This is a genomic window from Paraburkholderia sp. D15, assembly GCF_029910215.1.
Lineage (GTDB): Bacteria > Pseudomonadota > Gammaproteobacteria > Burkholderiales > Burkholderiaceae > Paraburkholderia.
In genome coordinates this window covers 3,559,637-3,580,470 of the sequence record NZ_CP110395.1, presented here as the reverse complement: position 1 = coordinate 3,580,470, position 20,834 = coordinate 3,559,637, and the positions used below count along the sequence as shown (strand labels likewise).

Genomic DNA, 20,834 nt, shown 5'->3' with positions numbered 1-20,834 from the left:
GGGGCGCGCCCGGCAGGCATGTCGCGTGATCCACGGACGCCCTTCGATGCGCGCGGCGAGGGTTCACGCGGCGTCGGTCACGCGCGCATGAACCGCGGCGGCTATCTAATTCGGTCGGTGGCCGAGGTGGCGAAGCCGGTGGACCGGCTGCCCGGCGTACCGGCGCCGACGGCCGCGAACCAGGCGCGGGCGTTGGCGACGTCGCGCGCGATCGCGGCCGTCAGCGTTTCGAGGTCGACGTACTTTTCCTCGTCGCGCAGCTTCTTCAGGAATTCGATGCGCACGAGCTTGCCGTACGCGTCGCCGTGCCAGTCCAGCAGATGCACTTCGAGCAGCACGCGGCCGGAATCGTCGACGGTGGGGCGCAGGCCGAGGCTCGCGACGCCCGGCAGCGGCTCGTCCGCCACGCCGTGCACGCGCACCACGAAAATGCCCGCGAGCGCCGGCCGCTTGTGCGCGATGGCCAGGTTCAACGTGGGAAAGCCGAGATCGCGGCCGAGCTTCATGCCGTGCACGACGTGGCCGCTGATCAGGTAATCGCGGCCGAGCGCGGCGCGCGCCGCGTCGAGATCGCCCGCCACCAGCGCGGCGCGCACGCCCGAGCTGGAAATGCGCGCACCGGACGGATCGGCCACCGTGGCCATCTGCTCGACCTCGAAACCGTATTGCTGACCCGCAGCCTTCAGCGACGCGAAATCGCCCGCGCGCTTCGCGCCGTAGCGGAAGTCGTCGCCGATCATCACCCAGCGCGCGTGCAGCCCGTTGACGATGATCCGCTCGACGAACGTGGCCGGCGACTGGCTCGCGAACGTGTGATTGAAATGCTCGACCACCACGCGGTCGACGCCGTTGGCGCGCAGCGCTTCCAGCTTGTCGCGCAGCAGCGCGATGCGCGGCGGCGCGCCGGCCGGGTTGAAGAACTCGCGCGGGTGCGGCTCGAAGGTCATCACGCAGACGGGCAGGCCGCGTGCATCCGCCGCCGCGCGAACGTGCGCGAGCAAAGCCTGATGGCCGCGGTGGACACCGTCGAAGTTGCCGATGGTCAGTGCGCAGGGCGCACGGCTTTCAGCATTGGGAAGACCGCGGAAGACTCTCACGATAGCGGGTTGGAGTAGGGCGGCCGGGGTGCCGCAAAACAAACGATTATAAACGCTCGGCGCACGAGACGGCGGCGCGTCGCGGTTTCGGGGTCCCCCGAATGATAAAATCCGCGGATGAAAAAACTCGTCATCCTGATTTCCGGACGGGGAAGCAACATGGAAGCGATCGTGCGAGCCTGCTCGGACGAGGCCTGGCCCGCCCAGGTCGCCGCCGTGATTGCCAACCGTCCTGACGCCGCGGGCCTTGCGTTCGCGGCGTCGAACGGCATTGCCACGGCGGTGGTCGACCACCGCGAGTATCCGGATCGCGACAGCTTCGACGCGGCGCTGGCCCGGCAGATCGACGCGTTCGCGCCCGATCTCGTGGTGCTCGCCGGCTTCATGCGGGTGCTCACCGCCGGTTTCGTCGATCATTACGCCGGGCGCATGCTGAACGTGCACCCGTCGCTGCTGCCTAGCTTTCCGGGCCTGAAAACCCATCAGCAGGCGCTGGACGCCGGCGTGCGGCTGCACGGCGCGTCGGTGCATTTCGTCACGTCGCAGCTGGATCACGGGCCGATCGTCGCGCAGGCGGCGGTGCCCGTCGACGCTGGCGACACCCCCGCCACGCTCGCCGAACGCGTGCTGGCAACCGAACACATCATTTATCCACGCGCGGTGCGCTGGTTCGTCGAAGGGCGTCTTGCGCTCGACGGCCTGCGCGTCACGCTAACGCCGCCGGAGCCGCAATGGCTCTTTGCCGGTCACACCGCCGGAGAGGGCGTATGAGATTGCATGGTTTTTTGATTGGACAAACCGAGACTTTGCTGGCTGAAGTCCTGAGACTGAACGGCCCGGCCGATGCCACCACCAGCCGCTTTTTCCGCGCGCATCCGAAGCTCGGACACGGCGAGCGCGGCGTGATCGCGGAGGCCGTGTTCGCGGTGCTGCGCCGGCGCATGGAATTCGCCCACCTCGCCGAGAGCGGCGCGGGCAGCCCGGCACGCCGCATGGCCTTGCTGGGCTTGATGCAGACGGCGGGGCGCACGGCGCTCAAGCCGTTCGTCTCGGAAGCGGAATCGCGCTGGCTCGAACACGTCGCGACGATCGATCCGGACAGCCTGCCGCTGCGGATTCGCCTGAATCTGCCCGACTGGATCTATCAGGCGCTGAACAAGCGCTTCGAAGCTGCCGAACTCGCGCAACTGGCTGCCGCGCTGAATTACCCGGCGCCGCTGGATCTGCGCGCGAACCCGATCAAGGCCAGCCGCGACGACGTGCTGAACGCGCTGTCGAAGGCCGGCATCGAGGCCGGCGCCACGCCGTTCGCGCCGTTCGGCGTGCGGGTGGTCGGCAAGCCGCCGCTCACCAAGCTCGACGCGTTCCAGCACGGCTGGCTCGAAGTGCAGGACGAGGGCAGCCAGTTGCTGTGCTCGCTGGTTGCGCCGAAGCGCGGCGAGATGATCGTCGACTTCTGCGCGGGCGCGGGCGGCAAGACGCTGGCGCTGGGCGCGGCAATGCGCTCCACCGGCCGTCTCTATGCGTTCGACATCTCCGAGCGGCGTCTGGCCAAGCTCAAGCCGCGCCTTGCGCGCAGCGGTCTGTCGAACGTCAATCCGGTGCTGATCGACAGCGAACACGACGCGAAGATCAAGCGGCTGGCCGGCAAGATCGACCGCGTGCTGGTCGACGCGCCGTGTAGCGGCCTCGGCACCCTGCGCCGCAATCCGGACCTGAAGTGGCGCCAGTCGCCCGAGTCGATCACCGAACTGGCGCCGAAGCAGGCGTCGATTCTGGCGAGCGCCGCGCGTCTGGTGAAGAAGGGCGGCCGCCTCGTCTACGCGACCTGCTCGATTCTGGAAGCGGAAAACGAAGCGGTCGTCCAGCAGTTCCTCGCCGATCACCCGGACTTCGTGCTGGTGCCGGCGCGCGACGTGCTGGCCGAGCAGCGGATCGAGCTGGAAATGGGCGACTACCTGTCGCTGTGGCCGCATCGTCACGCCACCGACGGCTTCTTCGCCGCCGTGCTGGAGCGCCAGAGCTAAGCAGCGCGACAGCGATTGGCCGGCGCCGGCGGGCTCGGTTTTCGAGTCCACGGGCGCCGGCGGTTTCGGCGACATCATGCATAACCGTATCTTTTCTCATATGTTCGGCGACGTCTCGCGCGATTTCGGACAGCCCGTGATGCTCTGGCAGGTCGGCGTGCTGCTCGGCACGCTCGCGCTGGCGTGGCTGCTCGCGCGGCTACTGCGACGCACGCTGGACCTGCGCCGGCAGACCCGCTACCAGACGCTGCGCTTCGGCGCGGAAAGCCTGAACCGCGCGTTCTTCCCGCTGATCGGCGCGGCGCTCGTGTGGGTGGCGCGCGCGATCGCCGGGCCGTTCATGCATACCGCGCTGCTCGATCTGGCGCTGGTGCCGCTGTTCGGCATCGGCCTGATCTACATCGTGTTTTTCTTCGCGCGGCGCGTGTTCAGCCACGACGGCGTGACCCATCCGTGGCTGTTCCTCGTCGAGAAGTTCGTCTCGCTGATCGTCTGGGCCGGCATGGTGCTGACCGTGATGGGCATTCAGGACGACGTGATCGCGTGGATGGCCAGCGTGCATTTCCGCGTCGCCAATGCGCACATGACGCTGCTCTCGCTTACCACCGGTCTGCTGTGGGTGTGCGTGACGATGGTCGTCGCGATGTGGCTCGGCTCGACCTTCGAGGACCGCCTGATCCGCTCCACCACGCTCGACGCCAACCTGAAGGTGGTGGTGGCGCGCGTCGGCCGGGCGGCGCTGATGCTGGCCGCGATTCTGATCAGCCTGTCGCTGGTCGGCATCGACATCACCGTGCTCGGCGTGTTCGGCGGCGCGCTCGGTGTCGGACTCGGGTTCGGGCTGCAGAAGATCGCCAGCAATTACGTGTCGGGCTTCATCATCCTGATCGACCGGTCGCTGCGGATCGGCGACACGATCAACGTGAGCGGCCTGCAAGGCATGGTCACGCAGATCCGCACGCGCTACACCGTCGTGCGCGGTCTCGACGGCATCGAGACGCTGATCCCGAACGAAAAGCTGATCACGGACGTGGTGCAGAACCAGTCGTCGTATCTGACCCGTGGTTACGCGAAGGTGGCGGTCCAGGTCGCATACACGTCGAACGTCGAACAGGCGATGGCGCTCCTCGCCCAAGCCGCCGAAGGCGTGCCGCGGGTGCTCCAGGAGCCCGCGCCCACGCCGTATCTGGCAAGCTTCGGCGCCGACGGCATCAATCTCGAGCTGGGTTTCTGGATCGAGGACGCGGCCACTGGCACCTCGGGCGTTCGATCCACGGTGAACCGCAACATCTGGCGTCTGTTCTCCGAGCACGACATCTCGATTCCATTCGCGCAACGCGAAATCCGGATCGTCGGCAATGCGAGTGCCGCGATGCCGCAGCCGGTAACTATGACCGCTCCGGCAGCCAATCAGGCGGACGGCGCCCGCTGACAGGCATCCCACCCTCTCCGGTCGCGCGAAAAGGGCCGCCGGAGAGTGCCATCCTGTTGATATCCCACAAAAAATCTCTATTTGTTACAAACACTTGGAACGGTTCAAGTAGAATGACGTCCAATCCCGCTGTATGCTTTCACTTTCTTGACACGGGCATGTCGCGCGTGTCTCGTGTCTCTCGTTCCACAGGTAAATCGCCTTGTTGAATTCCTTGCTCGACTTCCTTGCCCACGGCCTGCTGCGCTTCTCGTGGTGGCAACTCGTGCTGTACACGCTGGCCGTGACGCACGTCACGATTATCGGCGTGACCGTTTATCTGCATCGCTGCCAGGCGCACCGCGCGCTGGAGCTGCATCCCGTCGTCAGTCATTTTTTCCGGTTCTGGCTGTGGATGACCACCGGCATGCTGACCGGCCAATGGGCCGCGATTCACCGTAAGCACCATGCCAAGTGCGAGACCGAAGAAGATCCGCACAGCCCGCAAACGCGCGGTATCTGGAAGGTGTTGCTCGAAGGCGCGGAACTGTACCGCACCGAAGCGAAAAACGAAGAAACCATGCGCAAGTTCAGTCACGGCACGCCGAACGACTGGATGGAACGCAATGTGTACACCAAATACCCGATTCTCGGCGTGAGCCTGATGATGGTGCTGAACATCGCGCTGTTCGGCGTGGTCGGCCTGACCATCTGGGCGGTGCAGATGGTGTGGATCCCGTTCTGGGCGGCCGGCGTGGTCAATGGTCTCGCGCACTTCTGGGGTTACCGCAACTTCAACTCGTCGGATGCGAGCACCAACATTTTCCCGTGGGGCATCATCATCGGCGGCGAGGAGCTGCATAACAATCACCACACGTATGCGACCTCGGCCAAGCTGTCGAACAAATGGTACGAGTTCGACATCGGCTGGATGTACATCCGCATCATGTCGGCGTTCCGTCTCGCCAAGGTGAAGAAGGTCGCGCCCACGCCGCGTCTGACCACCGGCAAGCTGGTGCTCGATCAGGACACGCTGCAGGCTGTGCTGGCCAATCGCTACGAAGTGATGGCGCGTTACGGCAAGGCGCTCAAGCGCGCGTATCGTCAGGAGCTTGCGCATCTGAAGGAAGTCGGTGCGCGCGAGAAGTACCAGGTGATGCGCGGTGCGCGTAGCTGGTTCCACAAGGAAGAAGCGGGTCTGGACGAGCCGCAGAAGCGTCAGTTGCCGCAGATCTTCGCGAACAGCCAGAAGCTGAAGACCTACATCGACATGCGCAACGAACTCGCGTCCATGTGGGAACGCTCCAACGCATCGCGTGAGCAACTGCTGCAGCAGTTGCAGGATTGGTGTCATCGCGCCGAACAGAGCGGCATCAAGGCGCTGCAGGAATTTGCGATGCGACTGCGTCGTTATGCCTGATACCGAAATCCATTAAAATCCCGGTACGTCACAAAACCCCGCGTTGGCGGGGTTTTGCTTTTTGGGCCGCGAAAATTGCGACGACGCGTCGTTGACCATTCGCGGCGGCAGAGCGAGGGCAGAGGAGATCATGGATCAGCAGGCGATCAGGACCGTCGAATACGACCGGCCGCAAGCGCAAGGCATGACCTGCGGGATCGGGCAGGCGTGGGCGAAGGTACCCGACATGCCGTCGGCGCAGGAAAAGGCGGCACTGAAGACGCGCATTCGCGCGCTGCTCGAACGCGAGAAAGCGGTACTCGTCGCGCATTACTACGTCGATGCGGAATTGCAGGAACTCGCCGACGAAACCGGCGGCTGCGTGGCCGACTCGCTGGAAATGGCGCGCTTCGGGCGCGACCACGAAGCGCAGACGCTGGTGGTGGCGGGCGTTCGCTTCATGGGCGAGACCGCGAAAATCCTCAGCCCCAACAAGCGCATTCTGATGCCCGATCTCGACGCGACCTGTTCGCTCGATCTCGGCTGCCCCGCGGATGAATTTTCCGCGTTCTGCGACGCGCATCCGGATCGCACGGTGGTGGTCTACGCGAACACCAGCGCAGCGGTGAAGGCGCGCGCGGACTGGATGGTGACGTCGTCGATCGGACTGGAGATCGTTGCCGATCTGCACGCGCGTGGCGAGAAAATCATCTGGGCGCCGGACCGGCACCTCGGCAGCTACATTCAGAACAAGACCGGCGCGGACATGCTGTTGTGGCAGGGTTCGTGTCTCGTGCACGACGAGTTCAAGGGCATCGAGCTCGATCTGCTGCGCGCCGAGTATCCGGACGCGAAGGTGCTGGTGCATCCGGAGTCGCCGGCCAACGTAGTGGCGCAGGCGGACGTGGTGGGCTCGACCACCCAGTTGATCGACGCCGCGCAGAAGCTCGACGCAAGCCATTTCATCGTCGCGACGGACCTCGGCATTTTGCACAAGATGCAACTCGCCGCGCCGGGCAAGACCTTGATCGCCGCGCCCACGGCCGGCAACAGCGCCACCTGCAAGAGCTGCGCGCATTGCCCGTGGATGGCCATGAACGGTCTCGCGAATCTGGCCGACGTACTGGAGCGCGGCCACAACGAAATTTTCGTCGACGCAGCGATCGGCGAGCGGGCGCGTTTGCCCATCGACCGGATGCTGGATTTCGCCGCGCGTCACAAGAAGCGCGTGCAGGCGAGCGGCGATCTCGCGCGCGACGCGCAGTTGTATTCGAACGTGGGGGCGGCGTGATGGGGGCGGTCGAAAACGTGGTGGAACGTAATTCGGGCGACGCGGTGTCGCCGCTTTTCGCGGAAATTCGCGCGCAATACGGCGCGGCGTTCGACGCAGCGCTGGCGCGCAATGTCGCCGATGCGCTGGCCGAAGACGTCGGCAGTGGCGATCAGACCGGCCGTCTGGTTCCGGCGGACGAGGTGCGCGACGCGCGCATCATCGTCCGTGAAGATGCGGTGCTGTGCGGTGTGCCCTGGTTCAATGCGGTCGTGCGCGAAGTGGATGCGCGCATCGAAGTGCGCTGGTTGTACCGGGAGGGCGATCGCATGACGGCGAACACGCCGGTGTGCGAACTGCGCGGACCGGTGCGCGCGCTGCTGACGGCGGAGCGCAATGCGCTGAATTTTCTGCAGTTGTTGTCGGGCGTGGCGAGCGCTACGCGCCGGTATGTCGATGCCATCGCGCATACGCAAACGCGCATTCTGGACACGCGCAAGACCTTGCCTGGTTTGCGGCTCGCGCAGAAGTACGCGGTGCGCGTGGGCGGTGGAGCGAACCAGCGTCTCGCGCTTTACGACGGCATTCTGATCAAGGAAAACCACATCGCGGCGGCCGGTGGAGTCGGCGCAGCGATGGATGCGGCGTTGGCGCTCAACGCCGGCGTGTCGATCCAGATCGAAGTCGAAACGCTCGAGCAACTGGATACGGCGTTGGCGCATCGTGCGCAATCCGTCCTGCTGGATAATTTTTCGTTCGATGCGATGCGTGACGCGGTGCGTATCACCGCTGGCCGGGCGGTGCTGGAGGTGTCGGGCGGGGTGAACTTCGACACGGTGAAGACGATCGCGGAAACGGGCGTCGACCGAGTGTCGATTGGCGCGCTGACGAAGGACGTTCGCGCGGCCGATTACTCGATGCGGATTGTTTGAGGGGGGGACGTTCTTAGCCTACCCAATTGGCCCGACACGCGTGGCTTTGGATTTTGGATGAAGAAGGCCGTCGAATAAAGAAAGGCCATCGCCAGATTGTTCAACTGGCGATGGCCTTTTTATTTCCTTGGACTCATGTAACCCGCCCGGCCAACGGATGCGAAGCGCGAGCGGGTTCAACGTCACACGTTGCGATTGCGCACGTGCTCCGGCGACAGCACCGACGGCAGCGCCTTCGGCAGGGTGGCTGGCCAGTCGCGGCTGAAGTGCAGCCCACGGCTTTCGCGTCGCGACCGCGCGCCTTCGACGATCAACGACGCCACGTCCACCAGGTTGCGCAGTTCGAGTAGATCGCGGCTGACCTTGAAGTTCGCGTAGTACTCGTGGATCTCGTCGCGCAGAAGTGCAAGCCGATGCTTGGCACGCATCAGGCGCTTATCGGTGCGCACGATCCCGACGTAATTCCACATCAGCCTGCGCAGTTCGTCCCAGTTGTGCGCGACCACGACTTCTTCGTCCGGGTCCGACACGCGGCTTTCGTCCCAATCGGGCAGCGGCGCGTGGACGGCGGCGCTGAACCCTTCCTCTTCGATCGCCTGCGCGGCCGACCGTCCAATCACGAGGCATTCGAGCAGCGAGTTGCTGGCAAGACGATTGGCGCCGTGGAGCCCCGTGCACGATGTCTCGCCCACTGCGTAAAGGCCCGCGAGATCAGTGCGCCCCGCCAGGTCCGTGACGACACCGCCGCATGTGTAATGCGCGGCCGGCACGACCGGAATCGGTTCTTTGGTGATGTCGATGCCGAACTCCAGACAGCGCGCGAGGATGGTCGGAAAGTGCTCGCGCAAAAATTCGGGCGACTGATGGCTGATGTCCAGATACACGCAGTCGATGCCTCGCTTCTTGATCTCGAAGTCGATCGCGCGGGCAACGATGTCGCGCGGCGCGAGTTCGGCGCGCTCGTCGTGATTCGGCATGAAACGCGTGCCATCCGGCAGCTTCAGGATGCCGCCTTCGCCGCGCACGGCCTCGGAAATCAGAAACGACTTCGCGTACGGATGGAACAGGCAGGTCGGGTGGAACTGGATGAACTCCATGTTCGACACGCGGCAACCCGCGCGCCATGCCATCGCGATGCCATCGCCCGTCGCGGTGTCGGGATTGGTGGTGTACAGATAGACCTTGCCGGCGCCACCGGTGGCGAGCACGGTGTGCGGCGCCTCGATGGTCACGGTACGGCCGTTTTGCAGGTCGAGCGCGTACAGGCCATGACAACGACGCCCCGGCAGCCCGAGGCGATCTGACGTAATCAGGTCGATCGCGTAGTGGTCTTCGAGCAGCGTGATATTCGGATGACGGCGCACGCGTTCGCTGAGCGTGGCGACCACGGCGTGGCCTGTAGCGTCCGCGGCGTGAATGATGCGCCGATGGCTATGGCCGCCTTCACGCGTCAGATGGAAGCCGAGTTCCGCGGCGTCATCCCGCGTGAACGGCACGCCCTGGCTGATCAGCCATTCGATCGCCGCACGCCCGTGTTCGACGATATAGCGCGTCGCCGCTTCGTCACACAAACCGCCGCCGGCAATCAGCGTATCGCGCACGTGGTTTTCGATGCTATCCGCCGAGTCCAGCACCGCGGCAATGCCGCCTTGCGCCCAATCGCTCGCGCCTTCAGTCATCGATCGCTTGGCGACCACCGCAACCCGCCGGGTCTCGGCGAGATTGAGTGCCACGCTCAAGCCCGCCAGCCCGCTACCGACAATCGCCACATCGAATTCCATGCCACGCATCTCCTATCGTTTTGCCGTGACGACGAGATGTCTACCCGACGTCGAAACACGAAAGGATACGCGCCGCGCTGGACTAGGGAAAGCTGGCCAAACGGGTTAGGACTATCTGAGTACGCGAAGGTGCGTTTTAAGACGAGGAGAAAAGTGAGGCGCTAAGATCGTGAGCCCGGCGGCAATCGGTGACGCTAAAAACAAAAAAGCCTCGCATGAATGCGAGGCTTTTCAGTGTGTCTTTGCCTTCGTCAGAGGGCTGGAGCCAAGATTTATTTAATCTTGGTTTCCTTGTACTCAACGTGCTTACGGACGACCGGATCAAACTTCTTGATCAGCATCTTTTCCGGCATGTTGCGTTTGTTCTTCGTCGTCGTGTAGAAGTGACCCGTGCCTGCGGTCGATTCCAGCTTGATCTTGTCGCGTGCGCCTTTCGCCATGATTTACTCCTTAGGCTTCACCGCGTGCGCGCAGATCTGCGAGCACAGCGTCGATACCGTTCTTGTCGATCAAGCGCAGACCAGCGTTCGAAATGCGCAGACGCACGAAACGGTTTTCGCTTTCCACCCAGATACGGCGGCTTTGCAGGTTCGGCAGGAACCGGCGCTTGGTTTTGTTGTTCGCGTGGGAAACGTTGTTGCCGCTCATCGGCGCTTTCCCAGTTACTTGGCATACGCGTGCCATGAGAGCACTCCTAATACGCTAATTCTGAGTTCGAACGCCGTGAAAGTTTCCCGAAAAGAGCCACGCTTAAGTTATGAAACTAGAGGCGCTTGGTCCTTTCCGGAACGCCTTGGTGGCTTCGGAACAGGGGGTTGGAAATAAGGCAAACCGGAATTCTAGCAGAAAAAAAGCCGCAAAATCAAACCTTATTTGCGACACCTTACTCCGCGCAACGCCCGCGCCGTCCAGGTTCCAGCGGTTTCGGGCGGCCCGCAAGCCGGTCGCGATCGGTGCCGCATCGCTGTCAGGGCCAGCCGGCGCGGGCAAACGAGAAAACCCTGTCGACGCCGATCACGAGATGATCGACCAGTTGTACGTCGATCAGCGCGAGGGCGTCGCGCAACGTTCGTGTCAGTTGGCAGTCGCTGGCGCTGGGTTCGACGACGCCGGACGGGTGATTATGCGCGACGATCAGGCTGGCCGCATTCAACGCAAGCGCGCGCCGTGCGATTTCGCGAGGATAGACCGCCATCCGCGTAAGCGTGCCCTGCGCGCTCTGCTCGCATTCGATCAGACGATGGCGCGCGTCGAGATAGAGCGACATGAACACTTCCTGCTGAAGCGTGCCGATGCGCAGGCGGAGAAATTTTTCCACCACTTCGGGCGAGTTCAGCAGCGGACGTTCGCGCATGACGTCGACCAGCGAGCGGCGCGCCATTTCCATGATGGCGAGCAGTTGCGCGATTTTCGCCGGCCCGATGCCGCGGATGCCTTCGAAATCCGAATAGGTGGCGTCGAGCATCGCGCGCAGCGAACCGAAACGCTGCAGCAGCGCCCGCGCGACGCTGAACACGTCGTGGCCCGGCAGGCCGGAACCCAGCACGAGCGCGATCATCTCGGTGTCCGACAGCACGCCGGCGCCACGTTCGAGCAGCCGTTCGCGCGGCATGTCGCGCTTCAGCCATTTGCCGCGTACCAGCCCCAGGCGTGGCCGTTTGCCGCGCGACGCCGGGGTTGGCGCGACGGCCGGGACCGTCGCAGTGGAAGGGGTTCCATCGATCAAGCTGGCGTTTTCTGCCATATATAGAGTGTCCTCCGCTTCGAGTTGTGGGCGACGCGCACCATCGCGGCCGGTGCGACGCACCCAAGCCGCCGCTGGCTAGGTGGCTTACAATAGGCGCTTTGCGCACGGCACCCCCGACGGTTTGCCACACGCGTGGACGAGGCGCCGCCAGCGCCCGCGTCGCCCGCGTGCAGCGCGCTTCGACTGAGCGAGCATTGCATGAGCATCATCGACATTTCCGAGGTGAAACCCGGTTCACACGTGACGCTTCACTACCGGCTTTCCCTTGCCGATGGCGCCGAAGTCATCAACACCTTCACCGAAAAGCCGGCCACGCTGCTGCTGGGTGCCGGCCAACTGGCACCGTCGCTGGAAGCTATTTTGATGGGTTTGAAGGTCGGCCACCATTCGACCTTTCGGCTAACCCCGGATCAGGCGTTCGGCCCGCGTAACCCGGAATTGATCCAGCGCGTGTCGCTGGCCACGCTGCGCGAAAACAGCATGATCGGCGAGGATTTTTCGCCGGGCGATCTGGTCGAATTCAACGCGCCGGGTGGCGGCCGCTACGCCGGCGTTCTGAAGGAAGTCGGCGAAACGTCGGCCCTGTTCGATTTCAACCACCCGCTTGCCGGCCAGGCGCTGGCGTTCGAAGTGAAAATCATCGGGATTCTGTAAACATGAGCATCACGGATACGACTCTCGCCGAAACCGAGATCCTGCTGGCGCAGCCGCGCGGGTTCTGTGCCGGCGTCGATCGCGCGATCGAGATCGTCGAACGGGCCATCAAGCTGCACGGCTCGCCGATCTACGTGCGCCACGAAATCGTCCATAACGCCTACGTCGTCGAAGATCTGCGCAAGAAGGGCGCGATCTTCATCGAACGGCTGGAAGAGGTGCCGGCCGGCAACACGGTGATCTTCAGCGCGCACGGCGTGTCGAAGGCCGTGCGCTCCGAAGCCGAGTCGCGCGGGCTGCGGGTTTATGACGCGACGTGTCCGCTCGTGACCAAGGTGCACATCGAAGTCGCGAAAATGCGCCAGGACGGTTTCGACATCGTCATGATCGGCCACAAGGGCCATCCCGAGGTCGAGGGGACCATGGGGCAGGCCGGCGAGGGGATGCATCTGGTCGAAGATATCGAGGACGTGCAGGCCCTGCAGCTGGACGACCCCGAGCGGATCGCGTTCGTCACGCAGACCACGCTGTCGGTCGACGACGCCGCCGAAATCATCCGCGCGCTGAAGACCAAATATCCGTCTATCCGAGAACCGAAGAAGCAGGACATCTGTTACGCCACGCAGAACCGTCAGGACGCGGTGAAATTCATGGCGCCGCAATGCGACGTCGTGATCGTGGTGGGCAGCCCGAACAGCTCGAACTCGAACCGCTTGCGTGAACTGGCCGAAAAGCTCGGCGTGCCTGCCTATATGGTGGATTCGCCCGATCAGATCGATCCGGTGTGGGTCGAGGGCAAGCGCCGCATCGGCGTGACGGCGGGTGCGTCGGCGCCCGAAGTGCTCGCGCAGGCAGTGATCGCCCGTTTGCGTGAACTCGGCGTGCGCAACGTGCGTGCGCTCGAAGGCATCGAGGAAAACATCGCGTTTCCGTTGCCGCGCGGGCTGGGTCTGCCAGCCTGAGCTGAGCGGGAAAGCCTGACAATCAGCTAACCCTGTAAGAAAAGCGCGCCCGAGGGCGCGCTTTTTTTTCGTCCGGCGCTGGCCGGCGCGTTCCAAATAAAAAGTGCCATATCAAGCGAGCCAGTCGCTTTTGGTGTCCTTGCGCACAAATTCTTTTGAAATCCGAATGAGTTTTTAAACTCGATCCCATTGATGCGGCCCCGTTTATTGCGCGTTAAACCGCTTGCGTGCATTTTTGACGCACTAAAATAGTGCGTGATCAACAGTGCCAATAGAAACGTAATACCTGACGCAAAAGGCGCTGCAACCGGGGTTTGAGCCAATTCGCCACAACACTTGATGCCATGGGGCGCGGCGGTGGTGCAACTGATGCACGAAAAATAGTCGCAACCGGGTTGCGCCTGTATGCGAATTTCGCTCTCAAAATAAGGTTGCAATGCAGGAAAACCCTGTCGTTTCAACAATATTGCCCGTCGCAAAATTGGAGTTACAATGCGCGCGTTCTCAAGGCCTCCAGGCCCGGAACACGAGATTTTGCAAGGCGCAGGAGACCTACTTAATGCGAGTCAAGTTTGCTTACGCCGTGTCCATCGCGGCCGCGGTTGCGATGCTGACCGCGTGCGGCAAGAAACAGGATGGCGAGGCGGGAGCAGGTGCATCGGCGGCCACGACGGCGGCGGCACCGGCAAGCGAGGCGACTATCGTGAAGATCGGTCATGCGGCCCCTTTGACGGGCGGCATTGCGCATCTTGGCAAGGACAATGAGAACGGCGCGCGTCTGGCGGTCGAGGAAATCAATACGCAGGGTTTGACGATCGACGGTCACAGGATTCAGCTGGAGCTCGACGCGCAGGACGATGCAGCGGACCCGAAAACGGGCACCGCCGTCGCGCAGAAGCTGGTCGACGATCACGTGGTCGCGGTGGTCGGGCATCTGAATTCGGGGGTGTCGATTCCGGCTTCGAAGATCTATAGCGATGCGGGCATCGTGCAGATCTCGCCGTCGTCGACCAATCCGGCCTACACGCTGCAGGGTTTCAAGACGACCTACCGGGTCGTCGCCACCGACGCGCAGCAAGGCCCGGCGCTCGCCGATTACGCCACGAAGGCGTTGAGCGCCAGACGCATCGCCGTAGTGGACGATGCAACCGCCTACGGTAAGGGGCTCGCGGACGAATTCGCGAAGACCGTGCAGGCGAGCGGAGCGAAGATCGTCGCGCGTGAAGCGACGAACGACCGGGCCACGGATTTCCGGGCCATCCTCACGAAGATCAAGAGTGTTCAGCCGGACGTGATCATGTTCGGCGGCATGGACGCAACGGGCGGGCCGTTTACCAAACAGGCGGCGGCGCTCGGTATCAGGGCAAAAATCCTTGGCGGCGACGGCGTGTGTACCGACAAGGTAGGGGAGCTGGCGGGATCCGCCGTGCAAAACCTGGTCTGCTCGGAGGCGGGACTCGCGCTTTCGAAGATGGATAAGGGAGCGGACTTCGAAAAGAAGTACGTGGACCGCTTCCACACGCCGGTGCAGATTTACGCGCCGTTCACGTATGACGCTGTGTACGTGATTGTCGATGCAATGAAGCGCGCTAATTCTATCGAGGCGCCCAAGGTGCTGGCTGCGATGCCGTCAACCGATTACAACGGGGTAATCGGCCACATCGCGTTCGACGACAAGGGTGATTTGAAAGAGGGCGCCATTACGCTTTACGACTTCAAGGACGGCAAGAAAGCGGTTCTCGACGTCGTGAAGATGTGATGACGGGACGTTCAGCCTGACGGCACCGAAACCACCCAACGGTGCCGTTTTTGCATCCGCTCAAGGCGAGCTTGCGACCGCATCCCGGTCGTCCGGCGAACCGGCGGCGGATAACCCTTACCGGTCTTTTACATCAGTACCCGCAGTGCCGTTGAGATTCCGTCACGCATCACCGCCCACCGGCTGATGAACAACGCGAATCCAGTTGCACGGGCTAAGGAGCATTAAATGGATATCTTCATCCAGCAGGTCCTCAACGGGCTGGTGCTTGGCAGCGTTTACGCCATCATCGCACTGGGCTATACGATGGTTTACGGCATTCTGGGCATCATCAACTTCGCGCATGGCGACGTGTTGATGGTAGGCGCGATGGTCGCGCTCTCAGCCATAGGCGTGCTGCAGAACCACTTCCCCGGCCTCGGCAACGTGCCGACGCTCGTCATTGCGTTGATCATCGCGGCCATCGTGTGCGCGGCGGTCGGCTACACGATCGAGCGCGTGGCTTACCGGCCGTTGCGCAAAGCGCCGCGTCTGGCCCCGCTGATCACCGCGATCGGCGTGTCGATCCTGCTGCAGACGCTGGCCATGATGATCTGGTCGCGCAACCCGCTGCCGTTCCCGCAGCTGTTGCCCACCGACCCGCTCAACGTGATCAAGGCCACCGACACGACGCCCGGCGCCGTGATTTCGATGACTGAAATCGTGATCATCGTGGTGGCGTTCCTCGTGATGGGCGGCCTGCTGCTGCTCGTGCACAAGACCAAGCTGGGCCGCGCGATGCGCGCCATTGCCGAGAATCCGGGCAATGCGTCGCTGATGGGCGTGAACCCGAACTTCGTGATTTCGGCGACCTTCATGATCGGCTCGGCGCTCGCCGCACTGGCCGGCGTGATGATCGCGTCCGAATACGGCAATGCGCACTTCTACATGGGCTTCATCCCCGGCTTGAAGGCCTTTACCGCGGCGGTGCTCGGCGGGATCGGCAACCTCGGCGGCGCGATGGTGGGCGGCGTGCTGCTCGGCCTGATCGAACAGCTGGGCGCCGGCTACATCGGCAATCTCACCGGCGGGGTGTTCGGCAGTAACTATCAGGACGTGTTCGCTTTCATCGTGCTGATCATTGTGCTGGTGTTCCGTCCGTCGGGTCTGCTCGGCGAACGCGTTGCAGATCGCGCCTGATCCAGGGAGTAAATAGACATGACCTCAATTCAACCGATCGAGCCGTCCACGACGCTCATCCCTGAAAAGAACCTGACGAAGACGCTGACCGTCGGCATCCTCACCGCGATCTTCGTGATCGCCGCACCGATGATCATCGGCGCGGCCGGCGGCAACTACTGGGTCCGCGTGCTCGACTTCGCGATGCTGTACGTGATGCTCGCGCTGGGCCTGAACGTGGTGGTCGGCTTCGCCGGCCTGCTGGACCTGGGCTACATCGCGTTCTACGCGGTTGGCGCCTACGTCTCGGCGCTGCTCAGCTCGCCGCACCTGTCGACGCAATTCGAGTGGATCGCGCATTTCGCGCCGAACGGGCTGCACGTGCCGTTCCTGATCATCGTGCCGTGCGCGATGGGTCTGGCCGCGCTGTTCGGCGTGCTGCTCGGCGCACCGACGCTGCGTCTGCGGGGCGATTACCTCGCCATCGTGACGTTGGGCTTCGGGGAAATCGTGCGGATCTTCATGAACAACCTCGACCGTCCGGTGAACATCACCAACGGCCCGAAGGGGATCACCGCGATCGATCCGGTGCACGTCGGCGACTTCAGCCTCGCGCAGACGCACACGCTGTTCGGCTTCCAGTTCCCGTCGGTGTACTCGTACTACTACCTGTTCGTGCTGGCCGCGCTGCTGGTGATCTGGGTGTGTACGCGTCTGCAGCACTCGCGTATCGGCCGTGCATGGGCCGCGATCCGCGAAGACGAAATCGCCGCCAAGGCGATGGGCATCAACACCCGTAACGTGAAGCTGCTGGCGTTCGCGATGGGCGCGTCGTTCGGCGGCCTGTCGGGCGCGATGTTCGGTTCGTTCCAGGGCTTCGTGTCGCCGGAATCGTTCACGCTGCCGGAATCGATCGTCGTGCTGGCCTGCGTGGTGCTGGGCGGCATGGGTCACATCCCGGGCGTGATTCTCGGCGCGGTGCTGCTCGCCGTGCTGCCGGAATTCCTGCGCTCGACGATGGGTCCGCTGCAGAACATGGTCTTCGGTCACGAAATCGTCGATACGGAAGTGATCCGTCAGCTGGTCTACGCGCTCGCGATGGTGCTGATCATGCTGTACCGCTCGGAAGGCTTGTGGCCGTCGCCCAAGCATGAAGACAAGATTGCGAAACTGTCGAAGCGTGGCGGCAAGAAGCCGGTTCGCGCCTAAGCCGGGGAGAGAAAATAATGAGCGACAACATTCGACTGTCCGTCAAAGGCGTCAACAAACGCTTCGGTGGTCTGCAGGCTCTGTCCGACGTCGGACTGGAGATCAAGGCAGGCACCATTTACGGCCTGATCGGCCCGAACGGCGCCGGCAAGACGACCTTCTTCAACGTGATCACGGGCCTGTACACGCCGGATTCGGGGGACTTCAAGCTCGACGGCGAGAACTACACGCCGACCGCGGTGTATCAGGTGGCGAAGGCCGGCATCGCGCGGACGTTCCAGAACATCCGTCTGTTCGGCGGTATGACCGCGCTGGAAAACGTGATGGTCGGCCGTCACGTGCGTACGAAACACGGCCTGCTGGGCGCGGTGTTCCAGACGCCCGGCGAACGCCAGGAAGAGCGCGAGATCAAGGAACGCGCAATTGAACTGCTGGAGTACGTCGGCATCGCACAGTACGCGGACTACACGTCGCGCAATCTGTCGTACGGTCACCAGCGTCGTCTGGAGATCGCGCGCGCACTGGCGACCGATCCGAAACTGCTCGCGCTGGACGAGCCGGCGGCCGGCATGAACGCGACGGAAAAGGTCGAGCTGACCAAGCTGCTCGACAAGATCCGCGCCGACGGCAAGACGATTCTCCTGATCGAGCACGACGTGAAACTCGTGATGGGTCTGTGCAACCAGATGACGGTGCTCGACTACGGCAAGGTGATTGCGCAAGGTCTGCCGCAAGACGTGCAGAAGGATCCGAAGGTGATCGAAGCTTATCTGGGTGCGGGAGTCCACTGATGTCCACCACACAAGCAATGTTGAAAATCAAGGGCCTTCAGGTCAACTACGGCGGCATTCAGGCAGTCAAGGGGATCGACCTGGAAGTGCAGCAGGGCGAGCTGGTCACGCTGATCGGCGCGAACGGCGCGGGCAAGACCACCACGATGAAGGCGATCACGGGCCTGAAGCCCTACACGATCGGCGACATCGAGTACATGGGCGAGTCGATCAAGGGCATGGCGCCGCACGTGCTGCTGAAGAAGGGTCTGGCGATGGTGCCGGAAGGCCGCGGTATCTTCGCGCGCATGTCGATCGTCGAGAACATGCAGATGGGCGCTTATCTGCGCACGGACACGGACGGCATCAAGGCGGACGTGGATCGTATGTTCGGCTTCTTCCCGCGTCTGAAGGAACGTGCCGCGCAATACGCGGGCACGCTCTCGGGCGGCGAACAGCAGATGCTGGCGATGGCGCGCGCGATCATCTCGCGTCCCAAGCTGTTGCTGCTGGACGAACCGTCGATGGGTCTGTCGCCGATCATGGTCGAGAAGATCTTCGAAGTGGTGCGGGCGATTTCGGCCGAAGGCATGACCGTGCTGCTGGTCGAGCAGAACGCACGTCTGGCGCTGCAGGCGGCCAATCGCGGCTATGTGATGGACTCGGGTCTGGTCACGATGTCGGGTGACGCGAAGCAGATGCTGGACGACCCGAAGGTGCGCGCCGCGTATCTCGGCGAATAAGCAGGCGCGTAGGCCGGTCGAACGACCGGCTTAAGCGACCGACGTAAAAAAGGCTGCATGCGTTTTCGCATGCAGCCTTTTTCTATTGGGGCGTACTCAGTTCAGTTTCAGCGCAGTTCAGCTCAATTCGATGCGACCGGCCCGGCCAGTTCGCCTAGCCGCTTGCCGAGACTGATCACCGCATCCGCGCGATACCCGAGCGCCTCGTAAAACTCGCGGACGTCGGCCTTCGCCGACAACACCTGCAGATTCAGCTTCGGGCAACCGAGCCCCGTCAGTACCGCCTCGACATGCGCGACCAGCCGGGTGCCGATGCCGTGACGCCGCAGCGACGCATCCACCGCGAGCGAATACAGCCAGCCGCGGTGCCCGTCGTAACCGCCCATCACCGTGCCGACGATACGCTCGTCGAGCGTCGCGACGAAGAACAGTTCGGGCTGCGTCGCGAGTTTGTTGGCGATCGACAGATGCGGATTGCGCTGCGGCCTCGTCACGTCCCGGTACTCGGGAAACGCTTCCTGCCACAGTGCGACCACGGCGTCGGTGTCGCGCGCGTCGAAGCGGCGGATCGAGAGCGGGGCGGTCGTCGTCATCGGGTGGTTCCTGAGTGATTACAGCGTGTCGAGAATCGAACGCAGCATCGCCATCATCTGGTCGATTTCTTCGTTCGTGACGTTCAGCGCCGGCATGAAGCGCAGCAGGTTCGGGCGCGCCGCGTTCAGCAGCAGGCCGTCCGGTTGCATGTCGCGGGCTTTCTCGACGATCTGGTTGCCGATGTCCTTGCCAAGCAGCAGCGCGCGCAGCAGGCCTTCCCCGCGCTCGCCGTTAAAGCCGCGTTCCGCCGACAGTTCCAGCAGCTTCGAGCGCAGATACTCGCCGCGTGCGCGCACGCCTTCGAGGAAGCCTGGCGCCACCAGTTGCGAGATCACCGAATAGCCGACCGCGGTCATCAACGGGTTGCCGTTGTAGGTGCCGCCCTGATCGCCGGCTTCGAACACGGCGACTTCCGCCTTCGACAGCAGCGCCGCGAGCGGCACGCCGCCGCCGATGCCCTTGCCGAGCGTCATGATGTCCGGCTCGATGCCCGACAGTTCGTACGCGAACAGCGTACCCGCGCGGCCGCAACCGCTTTGCACTTCGTCGACGATCAGCAGCAGGTTGTGCTGTCTGGTCAGCGCGCGCAGTTGCTCCATGAACTCACGCGTGGCCGGAATCACGCCGCCTTCGCCTTGAATCGGTTCGAGCATCACGGCGACCGTCTTCGCGTTGATCAGCTTTTCCACCGACGCGATGTCGTTCAGATCCGCCTTCGGGAAGCCCGGCACCTGCGGCGCGTAGATCGTGTCCCAGCCCGGCTTGCCGCTTGCCGACATGGTGGCGAGCGTGCGGCCGTGGAAGCTGTGATCGAACGTGATGATCTCGAACGCACCGTCCTTGAACTTCTTGCCCCACTTGCGCGCGAGCTTGATCGCGCCTTCGTTGGCTTCGGCGCCGCTGTTGGCGAAAAACACCTTGTCGAAGCAGCTGTGCTGAGTGAGCAGACCGGCGAGCCGTGCCATCGGCTCGTTGTAGAACGCCGGCGACGGATTGAACAGCAGCTTGGCCTGCCTGTTCAGCGCTTCGATCATGCCTTCGTTGCTGTGCCCGAGGCTATTGACCGCCCAGCCCTGGATGAAGTCCAGATATCGCTTGCCGTTATTGTCGTAGAGCCACGAGCCCTTGCCGTGCGTGAAAACGATTTCGGGCCGGTTCGTGATGTACATCAGCGACTCGATCGGGTACTCGGAGAAATTCATGACGGCTAGCTCCAGACAGCGGGGTAAAGGGTGGATGAGCGTTGGCCGACATTGCGGGCTACGCAGCGGCGACCGGAAAAACAAAAAAGCCACGGCATGCCGTGGCTTTCATGATTCGA

21 protein-coding genes are annotated in these 20,834 nt (G+C 63.2%); 13 read left to right on the top strand and 8 right to left on the bottom strand.

Annotated features, from left to right (window positions below; genetic code table 11):
* Positions 1-101: 101 nt before the first annotated feature.
* Positions 102-1,097: a bifunctional riboflavin kinase/FAD synthetase gene (locus tag LFL96_RS15505; protein ID WP_280996082.1), complete on the bottom strand. Its 996-nt coding sequence runs from the start codon at positions 1,095-1,097 to the stop codon at positions 102-104.
* 117 nt (positions 1,098-1,214) lie between these two features.
* Between LFL96_RS15505 and purN the strand changes: the two genes are divergently transcribed.
* The 6 genes from purN (at position 1,215) to nadC (ending at position 8,136) form a co-directional block, all read left to right on the top strand.
* Positions 1,215-1,868 carry a phosphoribosylglycinamide formyltransferase gene (gene purN / locus LFL96_RS15500; RefSeq protein ID WP_280996081.1) on the top strand — a complete coding sequence of 218 codons (654 nt, stop codon included), beginning with the start codon at positions 1,215-1,217 and terminating at the stop codon, positions 1,866-1,868.
* Positions 1,865-3,124: an RsmB/NOP family class I SAM-dependent RNA methyltransferase gene (locus tag LFL96_RS15495; protein ID WP_280996080.1), complete on the top strand. Its 1,260-nt coding sequence runs from the start codon at positions 1,865-1,867 to the stop codon at positions 3,122-3,124. The genes purN and LFL96_RS15495 overlap by 4 nt, the downstream gene beginning before the upstream one ends.
* Positions 3,125-3,200: 76 nt before the next feature.
* Positions 3,201-4,556, top strand: coding sequence for a mechanosensitive ion channel domain-containing protein (locus LFL96_RS15490; RefSeq protein WP_280996079.1), 1,356 nt, complete (start codon positions 3,201-3,203; stop codon positions 4,554-4,556).
* A gap of 202 nt (positions 4,557-4,758) precedes the next feature.
* Positions 4,759-5,955, top strand: coding sequence for an acyl-CoA desaturase (locus tag LFL96_RS15485; RefSeq protein ID WP_280996078.1), 1,197 nt, complete (start codon positions 4,759-4,761; stop codon positions 5,953-5,955).
* A 130-nt stretch (positions 5,956-6,085) separates the two neighbouring features.
* Entirely contained in the window at positions 6,086-7,225 is a 1,140-nt protein-coding gene (nadA, locus tag LFL96_RS15480) for a quinolinate synthase NadA (RefSeq protein WP_280996077.1), read from the top strand.
* Positions 7,225-8,136 (top strand): carboxylating nicotinate-nucleotide diphosphorylase, encoded by a 912-nt coding sequence (gene nadC / locus LFL96_RS15475; RefSeq protein WP_280996076.1) that lies wholly within the window; start codon positions 7,225-7,227, stop codon positions 8,134-8,136. The genes nadA and nadC overlap by 1 nt, the downstream gene beginning before the upstream one ends.
* Before the next feature lie 182 nt (positions 8,137-8,318).
* Here the strand turns inward: nadC and nadB are convergent, their stop codons facing one another.
* The 4 genes from nadB to radC form a co-directional block, all read right to left on the bottom strand.
* Positions 8,319-9,917 carry an L-aspartate oxidase gene (nadB, locus tag LFL96_RS15470; RefSeq protein ID WP_280996075.1) on the bottom strand — a complete coding sequence of 533 codons (1,599 nt, stop codon included), beginning with the start codon at positions 9,915-9,917 and terminating at the stop codon, positions 8,319-8,321.
* A gap of 272 nt (positions 9,918-10,189) precedes the next feature.
* Positions 10,190-10,357: a 50S ribosomal protein L33 gene (gene rpmG / locus LFL96_RS15465; protein ID WP_007180630.1), complete on the bottom strand. Its 168-nt coding sequence runs from the start codon at positions 10,355-10,357 to the stop codon at positions 10,190-10,192.
* A gap of 10 nt (positions 10,358-10,367) precedes the next feature.
* Positions 10,368-10,601 carry a 50S ribosomal protein L28 gene (rpmB, locus tag LFL96_RS15460; RefSeq protein ID WP_064268656.1) on the bottom strand — a complete coding sequence of 78 codons (234 nt, stop codon included), beginning with the start codon at positions 10,599-10,601 and terminating at the stop codon, positions 10,368-10,370.
* A gap of 283 nt (positions 10,602-10,884) precedes the next feature.
* Positions 10,885-11,661 (bottom strand): DNA repair protein RadC, encoded by a 777-nt coding sequence (gene radC, locus LFL96_RS15455; RefSeq protein ID WP_280996074.1) that lies wholly within the window; start codon positions 11,659-11,661, stop codon positions 10,885-10,887.
* Between the two features lie 201 nt (positions 11,662-11,862).
* On the opposite strand from radC, the gene LFL96_RS15450 reads away from it, so the two are divergent.
* Together LFL96_RS15450 and ispH are read left to right on the top strand one after the other, a co-directional pair.
* Positions 11,863-12,318 (top strand): peptidylprolyl isomerase, encoded by a 456-nt coding sequence (locus LFL96_RS15450; RefSeq protein ID WP_280996073.1) that lies wholly within the window; start codon positions 11,863-11,865, stop codon positions 12,316-12,318.
* Between the two features lie 2 nt (positions 12,319-12,320).
* On the top strand, positions 12,321-13,280 hold the full coding sequence (gene ispH, locus LFL96_RS15445) for a 4-hydroxy-3-methylbut-2-enyl diphosphate reductase (protein WP_280996072.1): 960 nt from the start codon (positions 12,321-12,323) through the stop codon (positions 13,278-13,280).
* 26 nt (positions 13,281-13,306) lie between these two features.
* Here ispH and LFL96_RS15440 read toward each other — a convergent pair whose 3' ends face one another.
* Positions 13,307-13,741, bottom strand: coding sequence for a hypothetical protein (locus LFL96_RS15440; RefSeq protein WP_280996071.1), 435 nt, complete (start codon positions 13,739-13,741; stop codon positions 13,307-13,309).
* A 98-nt stretch (positions 13,742-13,839) separates the two neighbouring features.
* Between LFL96_RS15440 and LFL96_RS15435 the strand changes: the two genes are divergently transcribed.
* From LFL96_RS15435 to LFL96_RS15415, 5 genes are all read left to right on the top strand, one after another.
* Positions 13,840-15,039, top strand: coding sequence for a branched-chain amino acid ABC transporter substrate-binding protein (locus tag LFL96_RS15435; protein ID WP_280996070.1), 1,200 nt, complete (start codon positions 13,840-13,842; stop codon positions 15,037-15,039).
* A 228-nt stretch (positions 15,040-15,267) separates the two neighbouring features.
* Positions 15,268-16,218 carry a branched-chain amino acid ABC transporter permease gene (locus LFL96_RS15430; RefSeq protein ID WP_280996069.1) on the top strand — a complete coding sequence of 317 codons (951 nt, stop codon included), beginning with the start codon at positions 15,268-15,270 and terminating at the stop codon, positions 16,216-16,218.
* Positions 16,219-16,236: 18 nt separating this feature from the next.
* Positions 16,237-17,406 carry an ABC transporter ATP-binding protein gene (locus tag LFL96_RS15425; protein WP_280996068.1) on the top strand — a complete coding sequence of 390 codons (1,170 nt, stop codon included), beginning with the start codon at positions 16,237-16,239 and terminating at the stop codon, positions 17,404-17,406.
* A gap of 17 nt (positions 17,407-17,423) precedes the next feature.
* On the top strand, positions 17,424-18,197 hold the full coding sequence (locus LFL96_RS15420) for an ABC transporter ATP-binding protein (protein ID WP_280996067.1): 774 nt from the start codon (positions 17,424-17,426) through the stop codon (positions 18,195-18,197).
* Positions 18,197-18,919, top strand: a complete 723-nt coding sequence (locus tag LFL96_RS15415; RefSeq protein WP_280996066.1) for an ABC transporter ATP-binding protein — start codon at positions 18,197-18,199, stop codon at positions 18,917-18,919. The genes LFL96_RS15420 and LFL96_RS15415 overlap by 1 nt, the downstream gene beginning before the upstream one ends.
* A 122-nt stretch (positions 18,920-19,041) precedes the next feature.
* Here the strand turns inward: LFL96_RS15415 and LFL96_RS15410 are convergent, their stop codons facing one another.
* Both LFL96_RS15410 and LFL96_RS15405 read right to left on the bottom strand, forming a co-directional pair.
* Positions 19,042-19,512 (bottom strand): GNAT family acetyltransferase, encoded by a 471-nt coding sequence (locus tag LFL96_RS15410; protein WP_280996065.1) that lies wholly within the window; start codon positions 19,510-19,512, stop codon positions 19,042-19,044.
* Between the two features lie 18 nt (positions 19,513-19,530).
* Positions 19,531-20,715 (bottom strand): acetylornithine transaminase, encoded by a 1,185-nt coding sequence (locus LFL96_RS15405; protein WP_280996064.1) that lies wholly within the window; start codon positions 20,713-20,715, stop codon positions 19,531-19,533.
* Positions 20,716-20,834 lie beyond the last annotated feature (119 nt).